This is a genomic window from Mycobacterium sp. IS-3022, from assembly GCF_001500065.1.
In the GTDB taxonomy this organism is placed as follows: domain Bacteria; phylum Actinomycetota; class Actinomycetes; order Mycobacteriales; family Mycobacteriaceae; genus Mycobacterium.
On record NZ_LQIN01000001.1, the window covers coordinates 347,035 to 372,337 of the forward strand.

Consider the following 25,303-nt stretch of genomic DNA (forward strand, 5'->3'; position numbering starts at 1 on the left):
CGCTAATGAAGCAAATAGCTATAGCAGGCTACAGACGTGTCTCTCCACGAACGGCGATTCTCAATTGAGGAATCTCGATGTGTGGAAGCCGCAATGCGCCAGGGGCAGAGGCCGGTACAGCCGGGTTACGCGGGGTCACGGGCGGTATCCGGCGATAACCCCGGCTTTGTTCGGGTCGATGATCGACTTCACCATTGTTCGGCCACATCGCGGCCGCACGCTCAGCCTGCGCGGTGATCGTCAGCGACGGGTTGACGCCCAGGTTGGCCGAGACCGCGGCGCCGTCGACCACGCTGAGGGTGGGGTAGCCGTACACCCGGTGGTACGCGTCGATGACACCGTGCTCGGGATCGGAACCGATGGCGCAGCCGCCCAGGAAATGCGCGGTCATCGGGATGTTGAACAGCTCTCCCCAGCTTCCCGCGGACACGCCGTGAATCTTCTCGGCGATCCTGCGCGTCGCCTCGTTGCCGACAGGGATCCAGGTCGGGTTGGGCTTGCCGTGCCCCTGCCTGCTAGACAAATGCCGCCCGCGCAGTCCGCCCTTGGTGAAGGTTGTGATGGAGTTGTCCAGGTTCTGCATCACGAGGGTGATCACGGTGCGCTCGCTCCAGTTCTTCACCGTCAGCACGCGCAGCAGCGCAACCGGATTCTTCGCGGCCGCGCCCAAGAACTTGAGCCACCGTGGCCATCGGCCGCCACCGTCAACCATCAGGGTCTGCAGAAAGGCCATCGCATTCGAGCCCTTGCTGTACCGCACCGATTCGATGTGAGTGTCACTGGTGGGGTGGATCGAGGAGGTGATCGCCACACCGCGAGTGAGGTCGAGTGCCGGGTCGACCTTGTACTTCGAGGCGCCGAGGATCGACTCGGAATTGGTCCGGGTGAGCACGCCGAGCCGGTCCGACAGGCGGGGCAGCGTGCCGGTGTCCTTCATCTTGTGAAGCAGGTTCTGTGTGCCCCCACGTGCCGGCGGCCAGCACCACGTGCTGCGCGGTGAAGGTTCGGCGGTTCTTGCGCAGTACCCGGCCGGTGCGCACGGTGTCGACGTGCCACGTACCGTCCGGTGCTTGCCGCAGCGATGTGACGGTGGTCAGCGGCTGCACTGTGGCCCCGGCACTTTCGGCAAGGCCCAGATAGTTCTTGACCAACGTGTTCTTCGCGCCGTATCGGCAGCCCGTCATGCATCCGCCGCACTCGATGCAGCCGGTGCGCGCCGGTCCGGCGCCGCCGAAGTACGGGTCGGCGACGGTCTCACCAGGTTCGCCGAAGAACACGCCGACGGGAGTCTGCACGAACGTGTCGCCAACGCCCATGTCCTCGGCGACCGCTTTCATGATCTCGTCGGCCGGGGTCATGTCCGGGTTGATAACCACCCCAAGCATGCGCTTGGCTTGGTCGTAGTACGGCGCCAGTTCGTCTTGCCAGTCGGTGATGTGCGCCCACTGAGGGTCCGTGTAGAACGGACCTGAGGGTTGGTACAAGGTGTTGGCGTAGTTCAGCGAGCCGCCACCGACACCGGCGCCGGCCAGGATGAGGCAGTCCCGCAGCAGATGAATCCGCTGGATGCCATAGCAGCCGAGCTTCGGTGCCCACAGGAACTTGCGGATGTCCCAGCTGGTTTTCGCGAACTGGTCGTCGGTGAAGCGTCGACCGGCTTCCAGCACGCCGACGCGGTAGCCCTTCTCGGTCAGCCGCAGCGCCGTCACCGATCCGCCGAAGCCGGAGCCGATAACCACGACGTCGTAGTCGAATTCATTGCTCATCGCTGTACTCCTACTTGACGCCCGGAACACGGCGCAGAACACGCAGGCCGGTGGTCATGATCCGCGCGTAACGTTTCGCGCTCAGTTGGGCTGGTACCCCGACCGGCAGGAGACGTTCTGTCGCAATCGTCTGCGCCTCCGTGTATTTCAAGATGCCGTGTTCGCCATGACGCCGCCCGATACCGGACGCCTTCATACCGCCCATCGGCGCGTCCATCGACCCCCACGCGGCGGCGTACGCCTCGTTGATGTTGACGGTGCCGGCCTGAAGGCGAACGGCAACCTCCCGGCCGCGCCCGGGATTGGACGTCCAGATGCTGAAGTTGAGCCCATAAGGACTGTCGTTGGCCTTTTCGATCGCCTCGTCTTCTGTGTCGACGGGATAGAGCGAGACGACCGGACCGAACGTCTCGTCGGCGAACACGTCCATGCCGTCATGCACTTCGGCCAGGATGGTCGGCTCGTAGAAGTACGGCCCGATGTCGGGGCGCGCGCGACCGCCGGCGAGCACCGTAGCGCCCTTGGCCACCGCGTCGTCGACATGAGAGGTGACAGTCTTGAGTTGCTTTTCGGAGACCAGCGAGCCGATGTCACCCGAATAGTCAAGTCCGGCAGACAGCTTCAACGCCTCAGTGGTGGCCACGAACCTGGGGACGAAGTCCGCCCACATCGCTCGGGGGATGTACATGCGCTCGATGGAGATGCACAGTTGACCGGTGTTGGAGAACGCCGCCCGCACTGCGCCGTTCACCGCCTTGCCGACATCGGCGTCGTCGAGGACCAGCATCGCGTTCTTGCCGCCCAGTTCCATGGAGCATTCGATGAGCCGCTGGCCGGCCTCGGCGGCCACGCCGCACCCCACCTCGGTGGAGCCGGTGAACATCAGGAAGTCGGACTCCTCGACGATCGGCGTCCCGAGTTCGGCTCCGGAGCCGGTGACAACCTGCACCAAGCCGGCCGGCAACCCGGCCTCCTGAAGCAACCGCACGGCCCACAGCGCCGAAAACGGTGTCTGCCGATCGGGTTTGGCCAGCACCGCATTGCCCACGACGAGTGCCGGAAGGGCGTCGCTGATGCCGAGCGTCAACGGATAGTTCCACGGCGACACGATGCCGACCACGCCCTTGGGATGATGGTGCTCCCACACCTCGGTGAGCATCAACTGCACACCCTGGCGGCGTCTGGGCTTTAGGTAGTCGGCGGCGGTGTGCGCGTAGTAGCGGGCCGTGAGGCAGACGTCCATCACCTCTTCGAACGCGTGTCGACGCGCCTTGCCGTTCTCGAGTTGAATGAGGTCGAGCACCTCGTCCTGGCGCTCCAGCACCAGATCGTGAAAACGCATCAGCACGTCGGCGCGCTCACCGATCGGCCTTGCGGCCCAGGCTCGCTGGAGCTCGCGGGCGCGCGCAGCCGCGACGGCCACGTCGTTGGCCGTGCAACCCGGCACTTGCCCGAGCGGTTCTCCGGTCATCGCGTTGGTGACCGTGATGGAGCGGTCACCCGTTGACTGCACCAACTGGGCCAAGTCATCGAACGGAGGCGCCATCCGACTGCTGCGATCATGTCGGTTCACGAGACGTAGTGCGGCCATCTCAACTCCTCGCCTGCTCGGGTGTATCTGTCACGTAGTGGACAGGGTCGAAGTAACGGGTCTTCTTGCGGTAGTCGAAGGTGAAGCTCGGCCAGTTGTTGGTGTTCTTCCCGGCTTCGGTGACATACCAGCTGTCGCAGCCGGCCTGCCAGACCGTCTTCTTCAGCTCGTCCTGAAGCGAGTCGTTGTATTCCCGATGAGCTTCGGGACGCACGTCGAGCCATCGGGCTCCGTGGCTGGCGGCGTGCCGCAGTGCCTCGAGCACGTATTCGGTCTGGGTTTCCAACATGTAGATGATCGAGTTGTGCCCGAGGTTGGTGTTGGGCCCGTAGAGCATGTAGAGGTTCGGAAAGCCCGGCACCGATATTCCCCGGAACGCCTCGGCGCCGCCCCGCTCCGACCACAGCTTGTGCAGGTCGCGTCCGTCGCGGCCGGTTATCGTCATCGGTGCCAGAAAGTCGTTGGTGGCAAATCCGGTACCGAAGATGATGGTGTCCACGTCCCGCTCGGCGCCGTCGGCAGCGACTATCCCGTCGGGCCGAACCTCGGTGAGACCCGCCGGTATCACCTCGACGTTCGGCCGGTTCAACGCGGCGTACCAGTCGTTGGAGATCAGTACCCGCTTGCAGCCGATGGGGTAGTCCGGCCGCAATTTCTCGCGCATCTCGTCGTCGGCGATCTGGGTGTGGAAGTAACGCTCCCATACCTTTTCGAATGCCTTGACCCCGATGCCCTTGGTCAGCGGCAGCACCCGGGCCTCGTGATAGGCGTACTGACGGCTGCGACTCGCGGCCAGCATCGCCGGGAAGTGCCGATACAGATACTTCTCCAGAGGCGTGTACGGGCGGTCCGGCTTGGGCAGCACATACGGTGCCGACCGTTGCAGCACATGAAGTTGCGCCACCTGCTTGGCGATCTGAGGAACGAACTGGATCGCCGACGCACCGCTCCCGACCACCGCGACGTGCTTGCCCCGCAGATCGTAGTCGTGATCCCAACGCGCGGAATGGAACACCTTGCCGTTGAACGACTCCAGGCCCGGAAACCTCGGATCGGCAGGCAGACTGAGCTGCCCGGTGGCCGCGACGAGGAATTGCGAGATGAACTCGTCGCCCGCCGCAGTCCTCACCGTCCACCGGCCAGTCGCCTCGTCGAAGTCGGCCTGTGTCACTTCCTGGCCGAACTCGATGTGGTCCATCACACCGTACTTGTGCGCGCAATGGTCAATGTAGCTCTGGATCTCGGGTTGGGTTCCGTACTTCCGAGACCAGTCGTGGCTCGGCTCAAAGGAATACGAGTACAGGTGCGACGGAATGTCGCATGCCGCGCCGGGATAGGTGTTGTCGCGCCACACGCCACCGACCCGGTCGGCTTTCTCCAGGATGGTGAACGGGATGCCGGCCCGGCGCAGTTTGATGCCAAGGCAGACACCGCCGAATCCGGCGCCGATGATGGTCACACCGCGCTGGCTCATCGCTGCCGTCATGACAGCAATCCGCGCAGCAAGAAGCGGCCGGACTCCTCGTCGACCATCTCCATGGCGATCCGGCGCGCGCGGATGGCGGCGCGGTCGGCCTTCACGTTGATGTCGCGGCGAGGATAGATGTCCTCGTCGAGCCGACGCTGAATCGTCTCGAGCACACCGGCATCCCGCATCGCCCAGTCGTGGAACATCGTCTTCAGGAAGTCGCCGACTTTGCCGTCATCGGTGGCGAAGTTGCGGCCCATCCGCAGGAAGACATGGGTGACGCCGGGAGATTCAGGCGTGAAGCCCTGAATCCGCAACAGGTCGTATGACCGGTCTCCCTCCGGCTCGATGGCGTACCGCTGCACATGGAGAGCCGGCGAGACGAATATCCCTTCTTCGTGTCGTGCTCCAGTCGTCGCGGCGGGCAGACCGGTGATCTCGGCCTCCCATGCCGCCATCCGGCTCGATGGCAACGATCTGGAGTAGGCGACCGACCGTTCGGAGACCTCGACCTCGTCGAGCTGGGGCAGCCTCTCGATATCCGGAGGAACGGCCTCCGGGTGCATCACGAACACATCCGTGAGGTCGAGATAATGCTCCTGTAGCAGTAAGTAATTGGCCTCTACGCGCAGCACCTCGGTGGTACTTTCCCAACGCGTTCCAGCTGAGTACCACGGCACCCGCGGCGGTGGCCGCAGTGCGGCGGCTCCGGGGTCGCCGAGCCACACCCAGATGAAGGGCGACTCCTCGTAGACGGGGTACGTCCGCACCCGCACACCCGGCGGGACGTTCTCCTGGGACGGGACATGGACCAGCCGGCCGTCGGGTTCGTAGACCATGCCGTGGTAGCCGCTGACCACCCGGTCGCCGTCACGCCAGCCGAGCGAAAGCGGATAAGCCCGGTGCGCGCAGCGGTCCTCCATCGCTACGACGTCACCTGAGCCGAGGCGGTACAGCATGACGTGAACACCAAGCAGGCGGCGGGAGAACAGATCCTGGCCGACCTCGTCGCTTGTCGCGGCGACGTACCAGCAATTGAATGGGTAGTTCGGTCTCATAGGTCCAGCACCAACCTCTCCGAACGGGCGCGCGAAACGCAGATCATGATCGTTTCGTTCGCTGCTTTCTCGGCGTCGTTGAGCACGGAGTCGCGGTGATCGCCCTCGCCCTCGATCATGTCGCATTCGCAGGTCCCGCACACGCCTTCCATGCAGGAGCCGAGTACGTCGACGCCTGCTTCATCACATGCTTCGTAGATCGATTTGTCCTGCGTCACAGTCAAAGTCACGCCCGAGCGTTGGCATTCCACTTCAAATGATGCCAGCGTGTTAGCCGGTTCCTCCACCGCCTTGGCCGAGAAGCGCTCGATGTGCAGGCTGTTCTCGGGCCAGGACTTACATGCCTCCTCTACCGCGGCGAGCAACCCCTCGGGCCCACAGCAGTAGACCAGCGTGTCCTGGCCTGGATCGGACAGCGCCGTCGCGAGGCTGGCCCTGAAGTTCGGTCCGTCCTGAACGTCCCGAGCGCATACGCTGACACGCGGCCCGTGGCGTTCCAGCTCATCGACGAAAGCCATCGTCGATCGCTCCCGACCGCCGTACAGCAGGCGCCAGTCGGCGCCGGTCGCTTCGGCCGCTCCGATCATCGGCAGCATCGGCGTGACCCCGATCCCGCCGGCGATGAACAGGTAGCGTGGGGCGCTCACCAACGGAAAGTGGTTGCGCGGGCCGCGAACCCGTACCGTGCTGCCCTCGTGGAGCTTGTCGTGGACGAATTGGGACCCGCCACGGCTGTTCGGGTCGAGCAGCACGCCGACCTGCCACTCCGAGCGATTCGCCGTATCGCCGCACAGCGAGTACTGCCGCACCAGCGACGGCGTCATGATCAGGTCGATGTGCGAGCCCGGCGCCCAGTCCGGCAGGTCCGCGCCGCTGGGGTCGGCGAGCGTCAGGGTCACGACACCGTCGGCCGCTACTTCACGGCGACGAACCTCGACATCGATTTCGACCTCACGGTAGGCCGGTCTGGCGCGGGCCGTCTCGGTCGTCGTCACGATGACCTCCGCACCGGAATCGAGTTGTACTGGTTGAGGAACAGGGCTCGCACCCGGGTCGGCTCACCGTCCAATTCGAGATCCGGGAAGCGTTCCAAGGTCTGCTGGATCCACAGCTTGAGCTCGAGACGCGCGAGGTTGGCGCCCAGGCAGAAGTGCTTGCCGCGACCACCGAAGGCCTGATGCTTGTCGGCGAGACCCTCGCGGGTGATGTCGAACTCGTCCGGATTCTCGAAGACGCTCTCGTCGCGGTTCGAAGCGATGTACCAGAGCAACAGACGGTCACCCTCTTTGATCGTCTTGCCATGCAGCTCGGTGTCTTTGGTTGCCGCGCGGGCCATGAAGGCGAACGCGGGATAGCAGCGCAGCCCCTCTTCGACTGCGGCGTCGATCAGGTCCGGATTTTCGCGGAGCTGGTCGCGAAGCTGGGGGTTACGCAGTATCTCCAGCATCGTGGCGCTGTAGGTGGCGCGGGTGGAGTCGTTGCCCGCGGACATCAGCAACACGAAGAACGTGGCGATCTCGAGCTCGGTGAGCTTCTGGCCCTCCACCTCGGCCGTGAGCATGGTGTTGACCAGGCTGCCCGACACGCTGTCGGTGCGCTCCGCGAGCTGATGGTTGACGTACTCGATGATCTCGGCGACGACGGCGCCGGCGTCACTCCATTGCTCCCGGATGACGGGGTCCTCGAACGCGGTGAAGACGTTCGTCCAATGCACCAGCTTCTGGTCGTCTTCGGGTGGTGTGCCGAGCAGCGAGCCGATCACCCGCGCGGGGATGGGCCGCGCCACGTCGGCCACCAAGTCGAACCGCTCTTTGTCGGCGACGCTGTCGAGGACATCGCTGATGATCTGCTTGACGTCCTCGTCGTGCTCGGCGATCTTCTCCGGGGTGAATTCCTTGATCACCAGCGCCTTGAGTCGGTCGTGGCGCGGCGGGTCCATGGAGATCAACTGCAGTCGCTGGAGGTCCAGTGGGACACCTTCGGCGATGTCGTCGAAATGAAAGATGCCGCGCTTTTCCGAGGAGAAGGTTCGGTGATCCCGGCTGACGGCGCGCACGTCGTCGAAGCGGGTGATGGACCAGAAGCCGCCTTCGCCCGGCGCATTGTTCTGCGGACTGAAATGCACTGGTGCTTCACGCTGCATCCGCTTGAACAGTTCGTAGGGCACTCCGTCGTCCCAGACCGCCGGATCGGCCAGGTCGACGCTGTCCAAATCCACCTTTGTTACGTCCGCAATTGTCATCGTCACTCCTTTGCTAGCTGACCTAGTGGTTGATTTATTTACGCAGGCGGGAATATGCGGGCTGATGAGTTTTCGCGATAGCCAGTGTGCGCCTCTGAATGCGCCGACTTCGTTGTTTGGCAGCATCGATGCGCGTAAACTGACGAACGCCGAAGACCGCCCTCCGGTCGGTTTTCTTCACGCCAAAACCGTTCTCCCGCAATTATTTTCGGTCTGACCTCGATCTCGTGGTCCATCGCTTGCTCACCCCAGCACCGGGAAGCTGCGTCGCTTGGCCAGGCGATCCATGCCGGCCTGGATCGCGCGTTCGACCTCGTCGTAGATCGCGTCGACGTATTCGGTGTCGTCGGCGCCTGCCGGGTCTGTGTCGACTCGTATCGGGTCGAGCAACTCCGTGCGGATCTTCGCGGGCAGCGGCAGATGCATGGGCAGAATCTCGACGGCGAGCGGAAACGGGAACCCCGCGATGATCGGTGCGGTCGCGCCGCGCAGGCGCTTGCCCAATCCCGTCCAGCGTGCGATGAACCGACCCTCGGAGACCACGAACACGGTGTCGTGACCGCCGACGGTCGCCACCGGAACGATCGGCACCGCAGACCGAATGGCCTGGCGGACAAAACCTTTGCGACCGGCCAGGACCGCCTTGTCGCGATGTCGCCAGTTGCGCATCGCGTCCTGCTCGCCGCCGGGCCAGACGATCACGTCGTGGCCCGCCGCCAAGGCGGATGTGACGCCGTCGCGCGATGCGCGGATCACGCCGACCGCCTTGAAGTAGGCGCCCAGCAGCGGTGCGGACATCAGCACGTCGTGCGCGGTGCCGTGCAGGGTACGGCGGCCCTCGAAGTGCCGATGGAACGAGTGCACCAAGGTCCACGCGTCCATGGTCAGCGAACCGCCGGAGTGAATACCGACCAGCAGTGACGGCTCGTCGGGAATCCGGTGCCAGCCGTCGATCTCAAGGCGAAAGTAATGGTCGCACAGAAAGTTCCAGACGGGATTCTGCACGTATCGCATGAACTCTTCGTTGGGTTTCCGCACGGGAGCGACGGTGGACTGGGATGCGGTTCGCGGTGGGGCTTTGACGGTCCGCAGGGTTGTGGTGCCGGGTGGGGTTGACGATGTCATGGTCGGATGTCCGTCCTCGTGGGATGTCGCGGTGATTCCGCGATCAAGCGAATTCGGCGACGAGGTGGGCAGGCAGAGGACCCCGACGCTTCCGCCGGATGTCGGCAATGGCGTGGAACCCGCTGATCGATGCCGGGAGCCACAGCGGCAAGAGCACCAACAGAAAGATCACGATGGGCGCGAGGTAGGACATGTTTTACTCATTTCTCCGCTGGGCGGAACTGATGTGGATTTGGTGCCGACTGTTTGCTGGATCACCGGCGTCATGTTCGTCGTGAACGTTACGGAGACCGCTGTCTGCGGTGAACGTCGAAAACCGACCAAGTGTCGGCAGGGCTTCGTCTGTTACCGACAAACGCCCCCCGCCGTATCGTCGCCGACCTACCGTCTATTCATGGCGGATCCCCCACCCGACGACGACGCTGTTGTCGGAAGGAATGCAGCCCTGATCGTCAGCCGGCTGTCCGCGAAGCTCGACGAGGTGACTGGGCGGATCCAGCAACTGCTGGTCACCAAGATCGCCGAGCTCGGGGGCGACCCCCAGCTCACGCAGTTGCTGCGGGAGACCGTCTCGGGAAACGTCGACACGTTCGTTGCGGCGATCCGGCACGGTATTCCCGTTACTCAGGTCGAGCCGCCGACAGCGGCGCTGGAGTACGCCCGCCGATTGTCCCAACGCGAAATTTCTGCCGACGCGCTCGTGCGTGCCTACCGGCTGGGTCACCGGGCTGCGCTGGAGGCTGTGCTCGACGAGATCCGCGCCGCCGACCTGGACCCCCGCCTGAGCCTGGATGTCTTCGAGCGAATGGCCGCGACGTCATTCGAATACATCGACTGGATTTCGCAGCGGGTCATCGCCACCTATCAGGAAGAGCGTGAGCGTTGGCTGGAGAACCGAAACAGTCTGCGCACCGCGCAGGTCCGCGAGATACTCGCCGGCGGCAGTGTCGACGTCGATGCGATGACTACTGCGATCCGCTACTCGCTCAGAGGAATCCACCTCGCCGTCGTGGTCTGGTGTCCCGAGGCCGAGGACGGCGCCGAACCGGCGGCGTTGGAACCTTCCTTCCGTTCCGTCGCCGAGTCGATCGGTGCTCAGGACCATTCGTTGTTCCTATCGGTGGATCGCGTCACCGGGTGGGGATGGATGTCACTCTCGCGGGAGGCGGCTGTCAAGGCGCCCATGCGTCTACGCGAGCTGGCCGGCGCCACCAGCGGGCCATGCATCGCAGCAGGGAACCCCTTGCCGGGCGTCAAAGGGTTCCGACGTTCACACCAGCAGGCGCAGGATGCGCGCAAGGTCGCGATCACAGCCGGTGCCGATTCACGCCGCCTCACCCAAGCGAGTGATCCGGGCCTCTCGGTGGCAGCTCTGCTGGGTAACGACCTCGAAGCAGCGTCGGCGTGGATCGGCGACATCCTCGGCCCGCTGGCATCTCCCACGGAAAGTGATGAGCGGCTTCGGGAAACGCTGCTGGTGTACATGCGAACCGGGTCCAGCTACACGACCGCCGCCGAAGAGCTGCATCTGCATTTCAACTCGGTGAAGTATCGCGTCCAGCGCGCCATCGAGCGCCGCGGTAAGCCGATTGCCGACGACCGATCGGACGTCGAGGTCGCCTTACTGTTGAGCCACTGGTTCGGCGCTGCAGTGCTGAGGTGAGACGGCGGCTCAGTCGATCAACGCGGCCGCCGCGTGCAGCTGCTTGACGGCATCTGCCACGATCGACTCGATCAGCTCGGCACACGACGGCAGGTCGTCCAGTATCCCCGCGACCTGCCCAGATGCGAGTACACCCGCGTCGGTGTTGCCCTCGACCAGACCGGCCTTCAACAGCATCGGGGTATTGGCCGCCATGACGACCTGCGACCACGTCAACTCCTTGCCGTGGCGCATCTCCAGGCCGTCGCGGATCATCGACCGCCACGTCATGCCCGACATCTTCTTGAACTTCTGCGCGTTGCGCACCGCCGCGGAGAACCCGCGCAGTCGCGATCCGCTCTCGAGCTTTTCCACCAGACCGGTGCGCAACACCCGGTGCGGCATTCCGTCGACGCGGGTCGAGACGACTGTGCCATCCAGCCCCGACTCGAGGTATCGCCGCTTGACCGCGTCCGGCACCGTCGAGTCCGACGTCAACAGGAACCGAGTGCCCATCGCGACGCCCGCCGCGCCATACGACAAGGCCGCCGCAAGGCCGCGGCCGTCGAAGAAGCCGCCGGCCGCCACGACCGGGATGTCGACCGCGTCCAGCACCGAGGGCAACAACAGCGTCGTCGCTATCGGCCCGGTGTGCCCGCCGCCTTCACCGCCCTGCACGATCACCGCGTCGGCGCCCCAGCCCGCCACTTTCTTGGCGTGCTTGGCCAGGCCCACCGACGGAATCACCACGACGCCGGCCTCTTTGAGCTTGGCGATCAGATCTGGCTTGGGCGCCAACGCGAACGAGGCGACCTTGACGCCCTCGCGGATCAGCAGGTCGATGCGCTCGGCGGCGTCGCCCGCGTCCGCGCGGATGTTGATGCCGAACGGCTTGTCGGTCGCGCTCTTCACCTTGGTGACCGCGGTCTGCAGTTCCTCCAGCGTCATGGTCGCCGACGCCAGGATCCCCAGACCGCCGGCATTGGAGGTCGCCGCGACCAGCCGCGCACCCGCCACCCAGCCCATGCCGGTCTGGACCACCGGATGGTCGATACCGACCAGCTCGGTCAACGGTGTGCGCAATCTACTCATGACCGTATTTCCTTGTCCCGCAGACTTTTCGGATCGATGACCTCGCGGATCAACCTCTGCTCACTCCCGGTGGGCAGTCGAGTCTCTACGGCCGAGTCCAGTCCGTGAACCTCGAACGAGGTGTTCTCGGCGACCTGCTCCGCTTGGACGCCGGGGTGCAGCGACACCGCCCGCATCTGATGGTCGGGGCCGTTGAAGTCGAACACGCCGAGGTTGGTCACCACCCGGTAGACGTTGACGAACCGGTAGGCCGGGTTGCCCGGATCGACCTTGTCCCAGCCGATGCCCGAGACCACGTCGACGGAGTCGCCGAACACCCGTTTCGAGTGGTTGCCGACCCAATAGCTGGTGGCGTGGTTGATGGTGTTGCCCGGCGCACCGCGCACACCGAACATCTGACGAGTCGGCTGCTGCAGCGGTCCGAAGGCCGAGAGATTCTGGTTGCCGTAGCGGTCAATCTGGTTGGCGCCCATGACCACATGTCGTCTACCCCACGTCAGCGTCTCGAAGACCCGGCCGAAGGGCATCCACCCCTCGATCGCGCCGGCGGCGCCGACGGCGGGTGTGTCCGCGAGCAGGCGCGCCTCACCGTCGGTCAGCAGGATGTCGGGGGAGAAGGTCAAGCGGGCCAACCGGGCGCCGATCGACACCATGGTCGTCATCGGGCTGACCATGATTTCGCCGGCGTCGCGGAAGAGTTCGGCGCACGCGACGGCGCACACTTCGGCACGGGATACCGACATCACTTGTTCTCTCCAAACTTGCGTACGGCCGCTTGGTAATCGGCCTCGGTACCCGACAGATAGGTCTGTACGAACTGCTGCCACGACTCGTCGGAACCCGCCGCCTCGGCGTAGTGCCGCTGGAACTTCTCGTCGCGGCGGTAATCCGGTTCGGCGGTGGTGAAGTGCGCGCCGTTGGGGGCCTCGACGACGGCGTCGACCATCATCCGGTTGATCAGCAGCGCCTGCGGCGGCACGGCCTTGACCAGCTCCTCGGTCGCGACCACGCGCTCGACCGACAGGAACCGGCGCTCGGCGGCCATCAGGTACAGGTCGTCGAAGTACGGGTCGATACCGGTGTAGGCCGCATTACCTTGTGCGTCACCGAGATTCATGTGCACGAATGCGGCATCCAGAGCCAGCGCGGGCATCGCGATGAGTTCTTCGTAAGCGTCACCGGTCGGGTAGGGCGACGTCACGGTCTTCAACTCTTCACCCCAGAACGCGCGCACGTCGCTGCCGAGCCCCGCTCGGATCGGCAGGAACGGCAGCCGCTGCGCCGCCGCCTGCAGGCCACACCGCAGCATGCCCTCGTCCATCTCGCGCGCCTCGATCGCACCGCTGGTGCGGGCCTTGGCGAACCACGGGTCGTAGAACGGTGGCGAGTCCAGCGACACGAAGCCGTAGTAGACGCGTTTGACCTTGCCCGCCGAGCACAACAGCCCGAGGTCGGGTCCGCCGTAGGCGACAACGGTCAGGTCGGTGACGTCGGTACGCAGCAGCGCCCGCACGAACGCCATCGGCTTGCGGCGCGATCCCCACCCGCCGATGCCGATGGTCATGCCGCTTTCGATCGACGAGACCGCGTCGTCGAGCGTGGTTCGCTTGTCGCTCACGACTTTTCCCCCTTGGACGTGCCGGCGAACGCGTCGCGGTGCTCGTCGGAGACGCCCGCGAGGTTCAACTCGAACGTGAAGCCCTGCTCCATGCGGTAGCTCGAGTTCACCCGCTGCACGTCGATGAAGTTCAGCGCCTCCTTGGCCGCACGGATGACCCGGGTGTCCTTGGCGGCGATGTCTCGGGCGACCCGCAGTGCGGCCCCGTCGAGTTCGGCGCGCGGTACCACCTCGTGCACAGAACCGAAGTGGTGCAACGTTGCCGCGTCCACGGTGGCGGCAGTGAAGAACAGTCGCCGCATCATGTGCTGGGGCACCAATCGCGACAGGTGGGTGGCCGCGCCGAGCGCGCCGCGTTCGACCTCGGGCAGCCCGAACTTGGCGTCGTCGGAGGCGACGATGACGTCCGCGTTGCCGACCAGGCCGATACCGCCGCCGACGCAGAAGCCGTTCACCGCGGCGACGACGGGCACGGCGCACTCGTAGACCGCGCGAAACGCTTCGTAACAGCCGCGGTTGGCGTCGATCAGCGCGGTGAATCCTTCGGTGTTCTGCATCTCCTTGATGTCGACACCGGCGTTGAAGCCCCGACCCTCGGCGCGCAGGATCACGACGTGAGTGCTCTGGTCCCGTCCCGCTGCGGTGATCGCATCGGCCAGTTCGAACCAGCCGCGCGAGGGAATCGCATTGACCGGGGGGTAGTCGACGGTGACCGAGACGATGCCCGGTTCGGTGATGGTATGAGCGATTGTCATCGAAACTCCCGAGTACTTCCTGGGGGACGGCGTAGGAAAGCAAGCACTTGCTTGGTACGCTAGCACAGTGACCGACCTGCAAGACATGAACCTCGGACTCAAGGACAGGGTGGTCCTGGTGACCGGCGGGGTGCGCGGCGTCGGCGCGGGGATCAGCGCGGTGTTCGCCGGCCAGGGTGCCAGCGTGGTGACCTGCGCCCGCCGACCGGTCGAGGGCGTGCCCTACGAGTTCCACCCGTGCGATGTGCGTGACGACGACGCAGTGGGCGCGCTGATCCAGACCATCGTCGACCGGCACGGTCGCCTCGATGTCGTGGTGAACAATGCGGGCGGTTCGCCCTACGTGCTGGCCGCCGAAGCGTCGGCGAAGTTCAGCAGGAAGATCGTCGAACTGAACCTCCTGGGCCCACTGTCGGTCTCCACGCATGCGAACGCGGTGATGCAGACGCAGGAGCACGGCGGGTCGATCGTCAACATCGCCAGCGTCAGCGGTCGCCGACCCACGCCGGGCACCGCCCCCTACGGCGCGGCCAAAGCCGGTATGGAAAGCATCACCGCCACGCTCGCCGTGGAGTGGGCCCCCAAGGTCCGGGTGAACTCGGTGGTGGTCGGCATGGTGGAGACCGAGCAGTCCGAATTGTTCTACGGCGACGCGGATTCGATCGCGGCGATCTCGCGCAACGTCCCGCTCGGCCGACTCGCTGAACCGGCCGACGTGGGGTGGGCCGCCGCATTCCTGGCCTCCGACGCGGCCTCCTACATCAGCGGCGCATCGCTCGAAGTCCACGGCGGCGGTGAGCCGCCCCATTACCTGGCAACCACCACTGCTGACATCAAATAACCAAGGGAGACAACGGATATGGGTTTGCTCGACGGCCGTGTGGTCATCGTGACGGGATCGGGCGGCGGCATCGGACGCGCGCATGCGCTGGCGTTCGCCGCCGAGGGCGCGCGCGTGGTGGTCAACGACATCGGCGTCGGCCTGGACGGGTCACCCGCCGGGGGCGGTAGCGCCGCGCAGAGCGTCGTCGACGAGATCACCGCAGCCGGAGGGGAAGCCGTCGCCAACGGTGCCAACGTCGCGGACTGGACGCAAGCCGAGGGCCTCATTCAGGCGGCTGTCGACACGTTCGGCGGGCTCGACGTCCTTGTCAACAACGCAGGCATCGTTCGCGACCGGATGTTCGCCAACACCAGCGAAGAGGAGTTCGACTCCGTCATCGCCGTGCACCTCAAGGGGCACTTCGCCACGATGCGGCACGCCGCGGCGTATTGGCGCGCACAGTCCAAGGCCGGCAATCCCGTCGATGCCCGGATCATCAACACGAGTTCGGGCGCCGGCCTGCAAGGCAGTGTGGGACAAGCGAATTACAGTGCGGCCAAGGCGGGGATCGCGGCGCTGACTCTGGTCGCGTCCGCCGAGATGGGCCGGTACGGCGTCACCGTCAACGCGATCGCGCCGTCGGCCAGGACCCGGATGACCGAGACCGTGTTCGCCGAGATGATGGCCACCCAGGACCAGGACTTCGACGCGATGGCCCCGGAGAACATTTCCCCGCTGGTGGTCTGGCTGGGCAGCGTCGAGTCGAAGGACGTCACCGGCCGCATGTTCGAGATCGAGGGCGGCATCATTCGGGTCGCAGAGGGCTGGGCGCACGGTCCCCAGGTGGACAAGGGCGCCAGGTGGGATCCCGCCGAGTTGGGGCCCGTCGTCGCCGACCTGCTCGGCAAGGCGCGCACGCCGGTTCCCGTCTACGGCGCCTGATCAGGGCTCGCAGACCACCAGCGGGATCCGGCGGTCCGTCCACGACTGGTAGTCCTCGTAGGTCGGATACATCTCCACGAGCCGCGGCCAGTACCGCGCGCGTTCCTCGTCGGTGGCGTCGCGCGCGGTCAGGTCGAGCACCTCGCTTTTGATCTGCACCTTGACTCTCGGGTTGGCCTTGAGGTTCAGATACCACATCGGGTGCTTGTCGCTGCCGCCCTTGGACGCGGCGACGATGACCTTGTCGCCGTCACGGTGGAAGTACAGCGGGCTCACTCGCGGTTCACCGGTCTTGCGGCCGATGGTTGTCAGCAGCGCCACCGGGATGCCCTGGAACTCGCCGCCGAGCCCCTCGCCGTTGTTACGGCGGTACATGAAGGTGTTGATCTTCGACATCCACTTGATGAAGAAGTCGGAGGCTTTGGTGTCCATGAACCGGGGCCGCGATTTTGGCATGGCGGTCATCCTATGCTCGGTCGGTGGACACAGTTTCCGACACCGACCGCATTGCGGCGGCCGACGCCTACATCGACGCGCTCGCCAGCCATCGGGCCGACGATGTGCCGTTCGCTCCCGACTGCGTGCGCATCGAGCAGGGGCTCAAGACCGGCTTCTCCGGCGACCACCTGCGGCGCAGCCTCAATCGGGGACCGCAGTACCGAATCATCGAAGCCACGACGGACCGCCAGTTCACCGTCGACGGCGACCACGTGCACGCGACGTTCACGGTCGTCACCAAGGCGAAGCTCGCCGGCCGCCGCGTGGTCGCCCCGGTGCGCGAGACGTTCTTGATTCCGGCCTCGGACGGCAGGATTCACCACATCCGGGCGCGCTTCAGTCCGACAGTCAGGCGCGACTAGCGGGCCGCGCGACTGGCGGGCCGAACAGCCGCAAAATGCCCTGAACCGCGGCAATTTCGGGGCACTTCCCGTCTGCTCGGCGCTCGAAAGTGGCGCGCCCTAGATCCGTTCGATGATCGTGCCGGTGGACAGCGCGCCGCCGGCGCACATCGTGATCAGCGCGGTGCTCTTGTCGGTGCGCTCCAACTCGTGCAGAGCGGTGGTGATCAGCCGGCTGCCGGTGCTGCCGACGGGATGGCCGAGCGCGATCGCGCCGCCGTTGACGTTCACGCGGTCCATGTCCGGCTCGTGCACCCGCGCCCAGGACAGCACCACCGAGGCGAACGCCTCGTTGATCTCGACGATGTCGATGTCACCCATCTTCATGCCGGCCTTTTCCAGCACCTTCGCCGTCGACTGCACCGGTCCGTCGAGGTGGTAGTACGGCTCCGCGCCGACCAGCGCCTGGCTGACGATGCGCGCCCGCGGCTTCAACCCCAGTGCGCGCGCCTTGTCTTCGTCCATCCACAACACCGCGGCGGCGCCGTCGGAGATCTGTGAGGACGTGCCCGCGGTGTGGATACCGCCCTCGAGCACCGGCTTGAGTCCGGCGAGACCCTCCAGCGTGGTGTCGCGCAGGCCCTGGTCGCGGGTGACGACGTGGCGTTCGCTGGTCGGCTGCTTCTGCTCGTCGAGCACGGGCGCCTCGATGCCGCTGATCTCCCGGTCGAAGCGGCCTTCGGCCCACGCCTGCTTGGCCTTGCGTTGCGACTCGAAACCGAATTGGTCGATCTCCTCGCGGGTGATCCCGCGGCGTTTGGCGATCCGCTCGGCGGCGGTGAACTGGTCGGGCAGGTCGATGTCCCACGAGGCCGGCCGCAGGATGCTGCGGTCGGGGCCGGCATTGGCGCCCAGCCCGACGCGGCTCATCGCCTCGATGCCGCAGCCGATGCCGATGTCGATGGCGCCCGCCGCGATGAGGCCCGCGATCAGCCCGTTGGCCTGTTGGCCGCTGCCGCACTGGCAGTCGACCGTCATCGCGCCGACGTGTTCGGGCAGGCCGGCCACCAGCCAGCTCACTCGGGTGATGTTGTTGGATTGCTCGCCGTACTGTGTGACGCAACCACCGACGACCTGCTCGACGTCGCCGGCATCGATTCCAGCCTTCTCGACGAGAGCTTTCTGGGTGGCGCCGAGCAACTCGGTGGCGTGCAGGCCGGACAGCCAGCCGTTGCGCTTTCCGATCGGGCTGCGGGTGGCTTCAACGATGACAGGGTTACCCATTCCGTCAGGCTAGAACACGTTTCATTACTCTGACAAGCGACGTTGACTACGTGCCTTTTATCTGCGCAGAAGGCATGTTTTACTGACACTAGAACACGTTGCAATTGAGGAGTGCTTCCCTAATGCCCGGCCCCAACTCGTGCCCGATCAGCCCTGACTTCGATTTCCTCGACGCGACCCTGAACCTCGAGCGTCTCCCGGTCGAGGAACTCGCCGAACTACGCAAGTCCGAGCCTATTCACTGGGTTGACGTGCCTGGCGGCACGGGCGGCTTCGGCGACAAGGGCTATTGGCTGGTGACCAAGCATGCCGACGTCAAAGAGGTGTCCAAGCGCAACGAAATCTTTGGCAGCTCCCCGGACGGCGCCATCCCGGTCTGGCCGAAGGACATGACTCGTGACGCGATCGACCTGCAGAAGGCGGTCCTGCTGAACATGGACGCGCCCCAGCACACCCGTCTTCGCAAGATCATCTCGCGCGGCTTCACACCCCGGGCCGTGGGACGGCTAGAAGACGAGCTGCGGGCTCGCGCGCAGAAGATCGCCCAGACCGCCGCGGCCGAAGGCTCCGGCGACTTCGTCGAACAGGTCTCGTGCGAACTCCCACTGCAGGCGATCGCCGAGCTGCTCGGTGTGCCGCAGGACGACCGCGACAAGATCTTCCGCTGGTCCAACGAGATGACCGCCGGTGAAGACCCGGAGTACGCCGATGTCGATCCCGCGGTTTCGTCGTTCGAGTTGATCCAGTACGCGATGAAGATGGCCGAGGAGCGCGCCAAGAACCCCACCGAGGACATCGTCACCAAGCTGATCGAGGCCGATATCGAGGGCGAGAAGCTCTCCGACGACGAATTCGGGTTCTTCGTCGTGATGCTCGCGGTCGCGGGCAACGAGACCACCCGTAACTCGATCACCCACGGCATGATCGCGTTCTCGCAGAACCCCGAGCAGTGGGAGTTGTACAAGCGGGAACGGCCCGAGACCGCCGCCGACGAGATCGTCCGCTGGGCCACCCCGGTGTCGGCGTTCCAGCGCACCGCTCTGGAGGATGTCGAGCTGGGCGGCGTGCAGATCAAGAAGGGCCAGCGGGTCGTGATGTCCTACCGCTCGGCCAATTTCGACGACGAGGTGTTCGAGGACCCGCACAAGTTCGACATCCTGCGCGATCCCAACCCGCACGTCGGCTTCGGCGGCACCGGTGCCCACTACTGCATCGGCGCGAACCTGGCGAAGATGACCATCAACCTGATCTTCAACGCGGTCGCCGACCACATGCCCGACCTCAAGCCGATCAGCGAGCCCGAGCGGCTGAAGTCCGGTTGGCTCAACGGCATCAAGCACTGGCAGGTGGATTACACCGGTAAGTGCCCGGTCACGAAGTAGTTTTAGCCACTGCGCAAATTCCCGGTACCAAGGAGGATTCGGGTGGACTTCAGTCCAGACGAAGGGCAGCAGGCTGTCGCCGACGTGGTGAACTCGGTGCTCGGTCGTGACAACAGTTGGGACGCCCTGGTTTCCGGCGGCGTGACCGCACTGGCCGTGCCCGAGCGCCTCGGCGGCGACGGGGTGGGTCTGCCCGAGGTGGCCACGGCGCTCACCGAGATCGGCAGGCACGGTACCGTCAGCCCCGCGCTGGCCACCCTGGGCCTCGGATTGCTGCCACTGCTCGACGCAGCGACCGAAGACCAACAGGACCGCTATCTCGCCGGGGTGGCGAAAGGCGCCGTGCTCTCGGCCGCCCTCAACGAACCCGGCGCGCCGCTGCCGGATCGGCCGGCGGTGACGTTCACCAACGGCAGACTCAACGGCACCAAGGTCGCGGTTCCCTATGCGGAGCAAGCGGATTGGCTGGTCGTAACCGCGGGCACCGGAGTAGCGGTGGTGTCCCCGAAGGCGGACGGCGTGACGGTGGTCAAGACCCCGACGTCGAACCACGGCGACGAGTACTCGGTGACGTTCACCGATGCGGCGGTCGACGGAGTGCTCGACGGAGCCGACGCCCGTCGGATCAACCAGTTGGCGCTCGCCGCGATCGGCGCCTTTGCGTCCGGCCTGGTTGCGGGTGCGCTGCGGTTGACCGCCGACTACGTGGCCAACCGGGAGCAGTTCGGCAAGCCGCTGTCGACCTTCCAGACGGTCGCTGCGCAGCTGGCCGAGGTTTACATTGCCTCTCGCACACTGACTCTGGTGTCGAACTCGGTGACGTGGCGATTGTCGGAGGGGCGTGACGCGGACGACGACGTCGACATCCTCGGCTACTGGTTGGCCTCCCAGGCGCCGCCGGTGATGCAGCTGTGCCATCACCTGCACGGCGGGATGGGTATGGACATCACCTATCCCATGGACCGCTACTACTCCTCGATCAAGGACCTGGCCCGCCTGGTGGGCGGTCCGTCACACCGGCTCGACACGGTGGGAGCCGCAGTGGGCGAGCGATGGGGCCACGGCCGGAGGCCAGGGGACGACGGGAGATAGCAATGTTCATCGAACTGACGCCGGAACAGAAACAGCTGCAAGCCGAACTGCGGGAGTACTTCTCGAATCTCATTTCCCCTGAAGAGGCGAAGGAGATGGAGAAGGACCGCCACGGCAAGGCGTACCGCGCGGTCATCAAGCGGATGGGCAGCGACGGCAAGCTCGGTGTCGGCTGGCCCAAGGAGTTCGGCGGCCTGGGCTTCGGTCCGATCGAGCAGTCGATCTTCGTCAACGAGGCACATCGGGCCGACGTGCCGCTGCCGGCGGTCACCCTGCAGACCGTCGGGCCCACGCTGCAGCAGTACGGGTCCGAAGCGCAGAAGAAGAAGTTCCTGCCCGCGATCCTCGCCGGCGAGGTCCATTTCGCGATCGGTTACACCGAGCCGGAGGCCGGCACCGACCTGGCGTCGCTGCGCACCACCGCCGTCCGGCACGGCGACGAGTACATCGTCAACGGGCAGAAGGTGTTCACCACCGGCGCCCACGACGCCGACTACATCTGGCTGGCCTGCCGAACCGACCCGGAAGCGGTGAAACACAAGGGCATTTCGATCCTGATCGTCGACACGAAGGATCCCGGCTACTCCTGGACGCCGATGATCCTGTCCGACGGCGCCCACCACACCAACGCCACCTATTACAACGATGTGCGGGTGCCCGCCGACATGCTCGTCGGCGAGGAGAACGGCGGCTGGAAGCTGATCACCACGCAGCTGAACAACGAACGCGTGATGCTCGGGCCGGCAGGCCGTTTCGCGAGCCTCTACGATCGGATTTACGAGTGGGCGTCGAAGCCGGGCGGAAACGGCGACATCCCGATCAACCACGACGACGTCAAGCGCTCGCTCGGCGAGCTCAAGGCGATGTGGCGGATCAACGAACTGCTCAACTGGCAGGTCGCCGCATCAGGCGAAACCATCGACGTCGCCGATGCGGCCGCCACCAAGGTCTTCGGCACCGAACGCATCCAGTACGCCGGGCGTCTCGCCGAGGAGATCGTCGGCAAGTACGGCAACCCAGCGGAACCCGATACTGCGGAACTGCTGGAATGGCTGGACTCCCAGACGAAACGAAATCTGGTGATCACGTTCGGCGGAGGTGTCAACGAGGTGATGCGGGAGATGATCGCGGCTGCCGGCCTGAAGGTTCCGAGGGTGCCGCGGTGAGCGCCATCGAGGAGATACAGAAGGCCGCCGAACGGATCAAGGCGGAGGGCAAGAGCAAGCCGCGGGTCGGCAGGCATCCGGTCAACCAGCCGATGATCGACCACTGGCTCGACGCGATGGGTGACCGGAACCCGATCTACGTCGACGAGCTGGCCGCAAGAGCCGCTGGTCATCCCGGCGCCGTCGCGCCCCCGGCGATGATCCAGGTCTGGACGATGATGGGCCTCGGCGGTGTCCGGCCCGACGACGACCCGCTCGGCAAGATCCTCGACCTGTTCGACGAGGCGGGCTATGTCGGGGTGGTCGCGACCAACTGCGAGCAGACTTACCACCGGTATCTGCGGGTGGGCGAAGAGGTCAGCGTCACTGCGGAACTGACCGATGTCATCGGGCCGAAGAACACCGCGCTCGGCGAGGGCTTCTTCATCACGCAGAAAATCACGTGGACGGTCGGTGACGACGTAGAAGATCCGGTCGCCGAGATGATGTGGCGCATCATGAAGTTCAGGCCGAGCGACAACGCGGACAAAGACGGGGTCGCGGCGGTGCCCGACGATCTGGACGCGGACATGATGATGCGGCCGGCGTCGTCTCGTGACACCAAGTTCTTCTGGGACGGCGTCAACGCGTACGAGTTGCGCATCCAGAAACGCCCCGACGGCACGTTGGTGCACCCTCCCGTGCCCGCGCTCTGGCAGGACAAAGACCAGCCGACCGACTACGTCGTCGCCAGCGGCAAGGGCACCGTGTTCAGCTTCGTGGTGCACCACGCACCGAAGGTGCCTGGCCGCACGCTGCCGTTCGTCATCGCGCTCGTCGAACTCGAAGAAGGCGTCCGTATGCTCGGCCAGCTGCGCGACGTCGACCCGGCCACCGTGGAGATTGGAATGCCTGTTCGCGCAACGTATATCGACTTCCCAGAAGGAGAGTCAGGTCCCGCGTGGACGCTGTATGCGTGGGAGCCCGGTGAGGAAGCGCCACGATGAGCGCCCCCTCGATCTCTGTTGGCACGAAGCTTCCCGAGCTCGCGCTGTACGGCGACCCGACGTTCATCGTGTCGACCGCGATCGCCACGCGGGACTATCAGGACGTCCACCATGACCGGGACAAGGCACAGGCCAAGGGCTCCAAGGACATCTTCGTCAACATCCTCACCGATACCGGCCTGGTGCAGCGGTACATCACCGACTGGGCAGGTCCGACCGCGGTCATCAAGTCGATCTCGCTGCGCCTGGGAGTCCCGTGGTACGCCTACGACACGGTGACGTTCTCCGGTGAGGTGACCGCGATCGACGACGGGGTGATCACGCTGAAAATCGTTGGCAGCAACAGCCTCGGCGACCATGTGATCGCCACTGCGACATTGACGATCGGGGACCGAGCGTGAGTAGGAGTGAATTGTCCGGCAAGGCGGCAATCGTCGGGATCGGCGCCACCGACTTCTCCAAGAACTCCGGTCGCAGCGAACTCCGTCTCGCGTCGGAGGCGGTGCTCGACGCCCTGGACGACGCCGGCCTCACGCCCGCCGATGTCGACGGCATGGTCACGTTCACCATGGATTCCAACACCGAGGTCGCGATCGCCCGGGCGACGGGCATCGGTGAGCTGAAGTTCTTCTCGAAGATCCATCACGGTGGCGGCGCGGCCTGCGCGACGATCCAGCAGGCGGCGATCGCGGTGGCGACCGGTGTCGCGGAATGTGTTGTGGCGTACCGCGCTTTCAATGAGCGCTCGGGTGTGCGGTTCGGCCAGGTTCAGATGCGGTTGGTGGAGAACGCCGACTCGACCGGGGTCGACAACTCGTTCTCCTATCCGCATGGGCTGTCGACACCCGCTGCGCAGGTCGCGATGATCGCCAGGCGGTACATGCATCAGTCGGGTGCGACGAGCAGAGACTTCGGCATGATCTCGGTCGCGGACCGCAAACATGCGGCGAAGAACCCGAAGGCGTATTTCTACGAAAAGCCGATCACCATTGAGGATCACCAGAATTCGCGGTGGATAGCCGAACCGCTGCGGCTACTCGACTGCTGTCAGGAGACCGACGGCGGGGTGGCGCTGGTGGTGACGTCCGCCGAACGGGCCAAGGACCTCAAGCACCGGCCGGCGGTCATCGAGGCGGCCGCGCAAGGTTCCAGTCCCGACCAGTACTCGATGACGAGCTACTACCGACCCGAGCTGGGGCTGCCCGAGATGGGTCTGGTGGGCAGGCAGTTGTGGGCGCAATCGGGTCTGACGCCGCAAGACATTCAGACCGCGATACTTTACGACCACTTCACCCCCTTCACGCTGATTCAGTTGGAGGAACTCGGCTTCTGCGATCGCGGGGACGCCAAGGACTTCGTCAAAGATGGCGCGATCGAGGTCGGCGGACGGTTGCCGATCAACACCCACGGCGGTCAGTTGGGCGAGGCGTACATACACGGCATGAACGGGATCGCCGAGGGCGTTCGACAGTTGCGTGGCACGTCGGTCAATCCCGTTCCGGACGTCGAGCATGTGCTCGTCACCGCGGGTACCGGAGTGCCGACATCGGGGTTGATCCTGGGCTGACCATCGGATGGGTGGGTGTAGCCGGCCACTACCCTCTGAGGGGTGAGTTCGTCGACGCCACCGGAGCCGGGGCCGCAGGAGAACGACGCGTCGGTCGACGGTGTCCAGGAACCGGAAGCCGACGAGGCGGACACCGGTCCGCTGCAGGCTCACCGGCCTCCCGCCGCGCCGGCCTCGGACTTCTATGCCGCGCAGCGGAATTGGTCGCCGAGGTTCGATGCACCGCTGACCGTCAACCCGCGTCAGGTCAAGCCTCAACGCAATTTCAAGCCGCTGGTCATCGGTGCTGCCGTAATGGGCGCTGTCGCCGTCGTCGGCGGCTTGGTCTTCTGGTGGTCGCGGCCGTCGGGGAACGGTGAGCAACCGCCGAGCGCCGGAGAGCCGACGACGTCCCCGTCGCCGGAGCAACCGGTCCGCTCCGAAGACGATGTCCGGTTGTTACGTCAGTTACCCAAGGGCTATCGGCCGGATGCATGCGAAACCGCCCCTGCCGCGGAGAACGTTTTGGCGCAGGTTCAGTGCGGTCGAAACGACGATCCCGGGGGCCCGCTGTCGGCGACCTACAGCCTGGTGGGCGACAAGGCATCTCTCGAGGCGGTCTTCAATGCCGCGGTCGCAGCGGCGACGAGGGTGAACTGCCCGGGCAACATTCAGTCGCCGGGGCCGTGGCGACGCAACGCGACTCCGGACAGGATCAGCGGAAATCTTTTCTGCGGCCTACAGACCGGTCAACCGACCGTCGTCTGGACCGACGAGGCCAAGATGACGGTCAGCGCCGTCCGAGCGGGGCTGGGCGGCCCGACCTTCCCACAGCTGTACGCGTGGTGGTCATCGCACTCGTGACGACGCTGACCGGTTGACTTGC

The 25,303-nt window shown here is 65.3% G+C and carries 23 protein-coding genes and 1 pseudogene; 11 read left to right on the forward strand and 13 right to left on the reverse strand.

What is annotated here, in order from left to right:
- Positions 1-28: 28 nt before the first annotated feature.
- From AU188_RS01685 to AU188_RS01715, 7 genes and pseudogenes are all read right to left on the reverse strand, one after another.
- Positions 29-1,766, reverse strand: a pseudogene (locus AU188_RS01685) (GMC oxidoreductase).
- 10 nt (positions 1,767-1,776) lie between these two features.
- Complete coding sequence (locus AU188_RS01690) at positions 1,777-3,312, reverse strand: succinic semialdehyde dehydrogenase (RefSeq protein WP_156426557.1); 1,536 nt, start codon at positions 3,310-3,312, stop codon at positions 1,777-1,779.
- Positions 3,313-3,358: 46 nt separating this feature from the next.
- Complete coding sequence (locus AU188_RS01695; protein WP_059161957.1) at positions 3,359-4,843, reverse strand: flavin-containing monooxygenase; 1,485 nt, start codon at positions 4,841-4,843, stop codon at positions 3,359-3,361.
- Positions 4,840-5,883 carry a Rieske 2Fe-2S domain-containing protein gene (locus AU188_RS01700; protein ID WP_059161958.1) on the reverse strand — a complete coding sequence of 348 codons (1,044 nt, stop codon included), beginning with the start codon at positions 5,881-5,883 and terminating at the stop codon, positions 4,840-4,842. Before AU188_RS01700 ends, AU188_RS01695 begins: the two co-directional genes overlap by 4 nt.
- Positions 5,880-6,878, reverse strand: a complete 999-nt coding sequence (locus AU188_RS01705) for a PDR/VanB family oxidoreductase (RefSeq protein WP_059161959.1) — start codon at positions 6,876-6,878, stop codon at positions 5,880-5,882. Before AU188_RS01705 ends, AU188_RS01700 begins: the two co-directional genes overlap by 4 nt.
- Complete coding sequence (locus AU188_RS01710; protein ID WP_059162265.1) at positions 6,875-8,125, reverse strand: cytochrome P450; 1,251 nt, start codon at positions 8,123-8,125, stop codon at positions 6,875-6,877. The genes AU188_RS01705 and AU188_RS01710 overlap by 4 nt, the downstream gene beginning before the upstream one ends.
- Before the next feature lie 243 nt (positions 8,126-8,368).
- Positions 8,369-9,139 (reverse strand): lysophospholipid acyltransferase family protein, encoded by a 771-nt coding sequence (locus tag AU188_RS01715; RefSeq protein WP_353612106.1) that lies wholly within the window; start codon positions 9,137-9,139, stop codon positions 8,369-8,371.
- A 505-nt stretch (positions 9,140-9,644) separates the two neighbouring features.
- Between AU188_RS01715 and AU188_RS01720 the strand changes: the two genes are divergently transcribed.
- Complete coding sequence (locus AU188_RS01720) at positions 9,645-10,913, forward strand: PucR family transcriptional regulator (protein ID WP_059161961.1); 1,269 nt, start codon at positions 9,645-9,647, stop codon at positions 10,911-10,913.
- A gap of 9 nt (positions 10,914-10,922) precedes the next feature.
- Here AU188_RS01720 and ipdC read toward each other — a convergent pair whose 3' ends face one another.
- The 4 genes from ipdC to echA20 are packed head-to-tail and all read right to left on the reverse strand — an operon-like array spanning position 10,923 to position 14,357.
- The gene (gene ipdC, locus AU188_RS01725) at positions 10,923-11,984 is read right to left on the reverse strand and encodes a (3aS,4S,5R,7aS)-5-hydroxy-7a-methyl-1-oxo-octahydro-1H-indene-4-carboxyl-CoA dehydrogenase (RefSeq protein WP_059161962.1); all 1,062 of its coding nucleotides are present in this window, start codon (positions 11,982-11,984) and stop codon (positions 10,923-10,925) included.
- Positions 11,981-12,727 (reverse strand): cholesterol ring-cleaving hydrolase subunit IpdB, encoded by a 747-nt coding sequence (ipdB, locus tag AU188_RS01730; RefSeq protein ID WP_172799357.1) that lies wholly within the window; start codon positions 12,725-12,727, stop codon positions 11,981-11,983. The genes ipdC and ipdB overlap by 4 nt, the downstream gene beginning before the upstream one ends.
- Positions 12,727-13,602, reverse strand: a complete 876-nt coding sequence (ipdA, locus tag AU188_RS01735) for a cholesterol ring-cleaving hydrolase subunit IpdA (RefSeq protein ID WP_059161964.1) — start codon at positions 13,600-13,602, stop codon at positions 12,727-12,729. The genes ipdB and ipdA overlap by 1 nt, the downstream gene beginning before the upstream one ends.
- On the reverse strand, positions 13,599-14,357 hold the full coding sequence (gene echA20 / locus AU188_RS01740; RefSeq protein ID WP_059161965.1) for a (7aS)-7a-methyl-1,5-dioxo-2,3,5,6,7,7a-hexahydro-1H-indene-carboxyl-CoA hydrolase: 759 nt from the start codon (positions 14,355-14,357) through the stop codon (positions 13,599-13,601). The genes ipdA and echA20 overlap by 4 nt, the downstream gene beginning before the upstream one ends.
- Before the next feature lie 85 nt (positions 14,358-14,442).
- On the opposite strand from echA20, the gene AU188_RS01745 reads away from it, so the two are divergent.
- A complete protein-coding gene (locus tag AU188_RS01745; protein WP_082686427.1) occupies positions 14,443-15,198 on the forward strand; it encodes an SDR family oxidoreductase in 756 nt (251 codons plus the stop codon).
- 18 nt (positions 15,199-15,216) lie between these two features.
- Positions 15,217-16,122, forward strand: a complete 906-nt coding sequence (locus AU188_RS01750; protein WP_059161966.1) for an SDR family oxidoreductase — start codon at positions 15,217-15,219, stop codon at positions 16,120-16,122.
- Here the strand turns inward: AU188_RS01750 and AU188_RS01755 are convergent, their stop codons facing one another.
- Positions 16,123-16,578 carry a nitroreductase family deazaflavin-dependent oxidoreductase gene (locus tag AU188_RS01755; RefSeq protein WP_059162267.1) on the reverse strand — a complete coding sequence of 152 codons (456 nt, stop codon included), beginning with the start codon at positions 16,576-16,578 and terminating at the stop codon, positions 16,123-16,125.
- A gap of 23 nt (positions 16,579-16,601) precedes the next feature.
- On the opposite strand from AU188_RS01755, the gene AU188_RS01760 reads away from it, so the two are divergent.
- Positions 16,602-16,982 carry a DUF8021 domain-containing protein gene (locus AU188_RS01760; RefSeq protein ID WP_059161967.1) on the forward strand — a complete coding sequence of 127 codons (381 nt, stop codon included), beginning with the start codon at positions 16,602-16,604 and terminating at the stop codon, positions 16,980-16,982.
- Positions 16,983-17,081: 99 nt separating this feature from the next.
- On the opposite strand, the gene AU188_RS01765 is transcribed toward AU188_RS01760, so the two are convergent.
- Positions 17,082-18,245 (reverse strand): steroid 3-ketoacyl-CoA thiolase, encoded by a 1,164-nt coding sequence (locus AU188_RS01765; RefSeq protein WP_059161968.1) that lies wholly within the window; start codon positions 18,243-18,245, stop codon positions 17,082-17,084.
- 122 nt (positions 18,246-18,367) lie between these two features.
- Here AU188_RS01765 and AU188_RS01770 point away from each other — a divergent pair, with 122 nt between their 5' ends.
- From AU188_RS01770 to AU188_RS01800, 7 genes are read left to right on the forward strand one after another with little or no spacing between them, the layout of a single operon-like run.
- The gene (locus tag AU188_RS01770) at positions 18,368-19,627 is read left to right on the forward strand and encodes a cytochrome P450 (protein WP_059161969.1); all 1,260 of its coding nucleotides are present in this window, start codon (positions 18,368-18,370) and stop codon (positions 19,625-19,627) included.
- Between the two features lie 42 nt (positions 19,628-19,669).
- Positions 19,670-20,719: an acyl-CoA dehydrogenase family protein gene (locus tag AU188_RS01775; protein WP_059161970.1), complete on the forward strand. Its 1,050-nt coding sequence runs from the start codon at positions 19,670-19,672 to the stop codon at positions 20,717-20,719.
- Positions 20,720-20,721: 2 nt separating this feature from the next.
- A complete protein-coding gene (fadE29, locus tag AU188_RS01780; RefSeq protein ID WP_059161971.1) occupies positions 20,722-21,885 on the forward strand; it encodes an acyl-CoA dehydrogenase FadE29 in 1,164 nt (387 codons plus the stop codon).
- Positions 21,882-22,871 carry a bifunctional MaoC family dehydratase N-terminal/OB-fold nucleic acid binding domain-containing protein gene (locus AU188_RS01785; RefSeq protein ID WP_059161972.1) on the forward strand — a complete coding sequence of 330 codons (990 nt, stop codon included), beginning with the start codon at positions 21,882-21,884 and terminating at the stop codon, positions 22,869-22,871. The genes fadE29 and AU188_RS01785 overlap by 4 nt, the downstream gene beginning before the upstream one ends.
- Positions 22,868-23,272 carry a MaoC family dehydratase gene (locus AU188_RS01790; RefSeq protein WP_059161973.1) on the forward strand — a complete coding sequence of 135 codons (405 nt, stop codon included), beginning with the start codon at positions 22,868-22,870 and terminating at the stop codon, positions 23,270-23,272. The genes AU188_RS01785 and AU188_RS01790 overlap by 4 nt, the downstream gene beginning before the upstream one ends.
- Before the next feature lie 11 nt (positions 23,273-23,283).
- Positions 23,284-24,438, forward strand: a complete 1,155-nt coding sequence (ltp2, locus tag AU188_RS01795; protein ID WP_059161974.1) for a 17-hydroxy-3-oxo-4-pregnene-20-carboxyl-CoA lyase — start codon at positions 23,284-23,286, stop codon at positions 24,436-24,438.
- A 42-nt stretch (positions 24,439-24,480) separates the two neighbouring features.
- Entirely contained in the window at positions 24,481-25,281 is an 801-nt protein-coding gene (locus tag AU188_RS01800; protein WP_059161975.1) for a hypothetical protein, read from the forward strand.
- Positions 25,282-25,303: the final 22 nt, after the last annotated feature.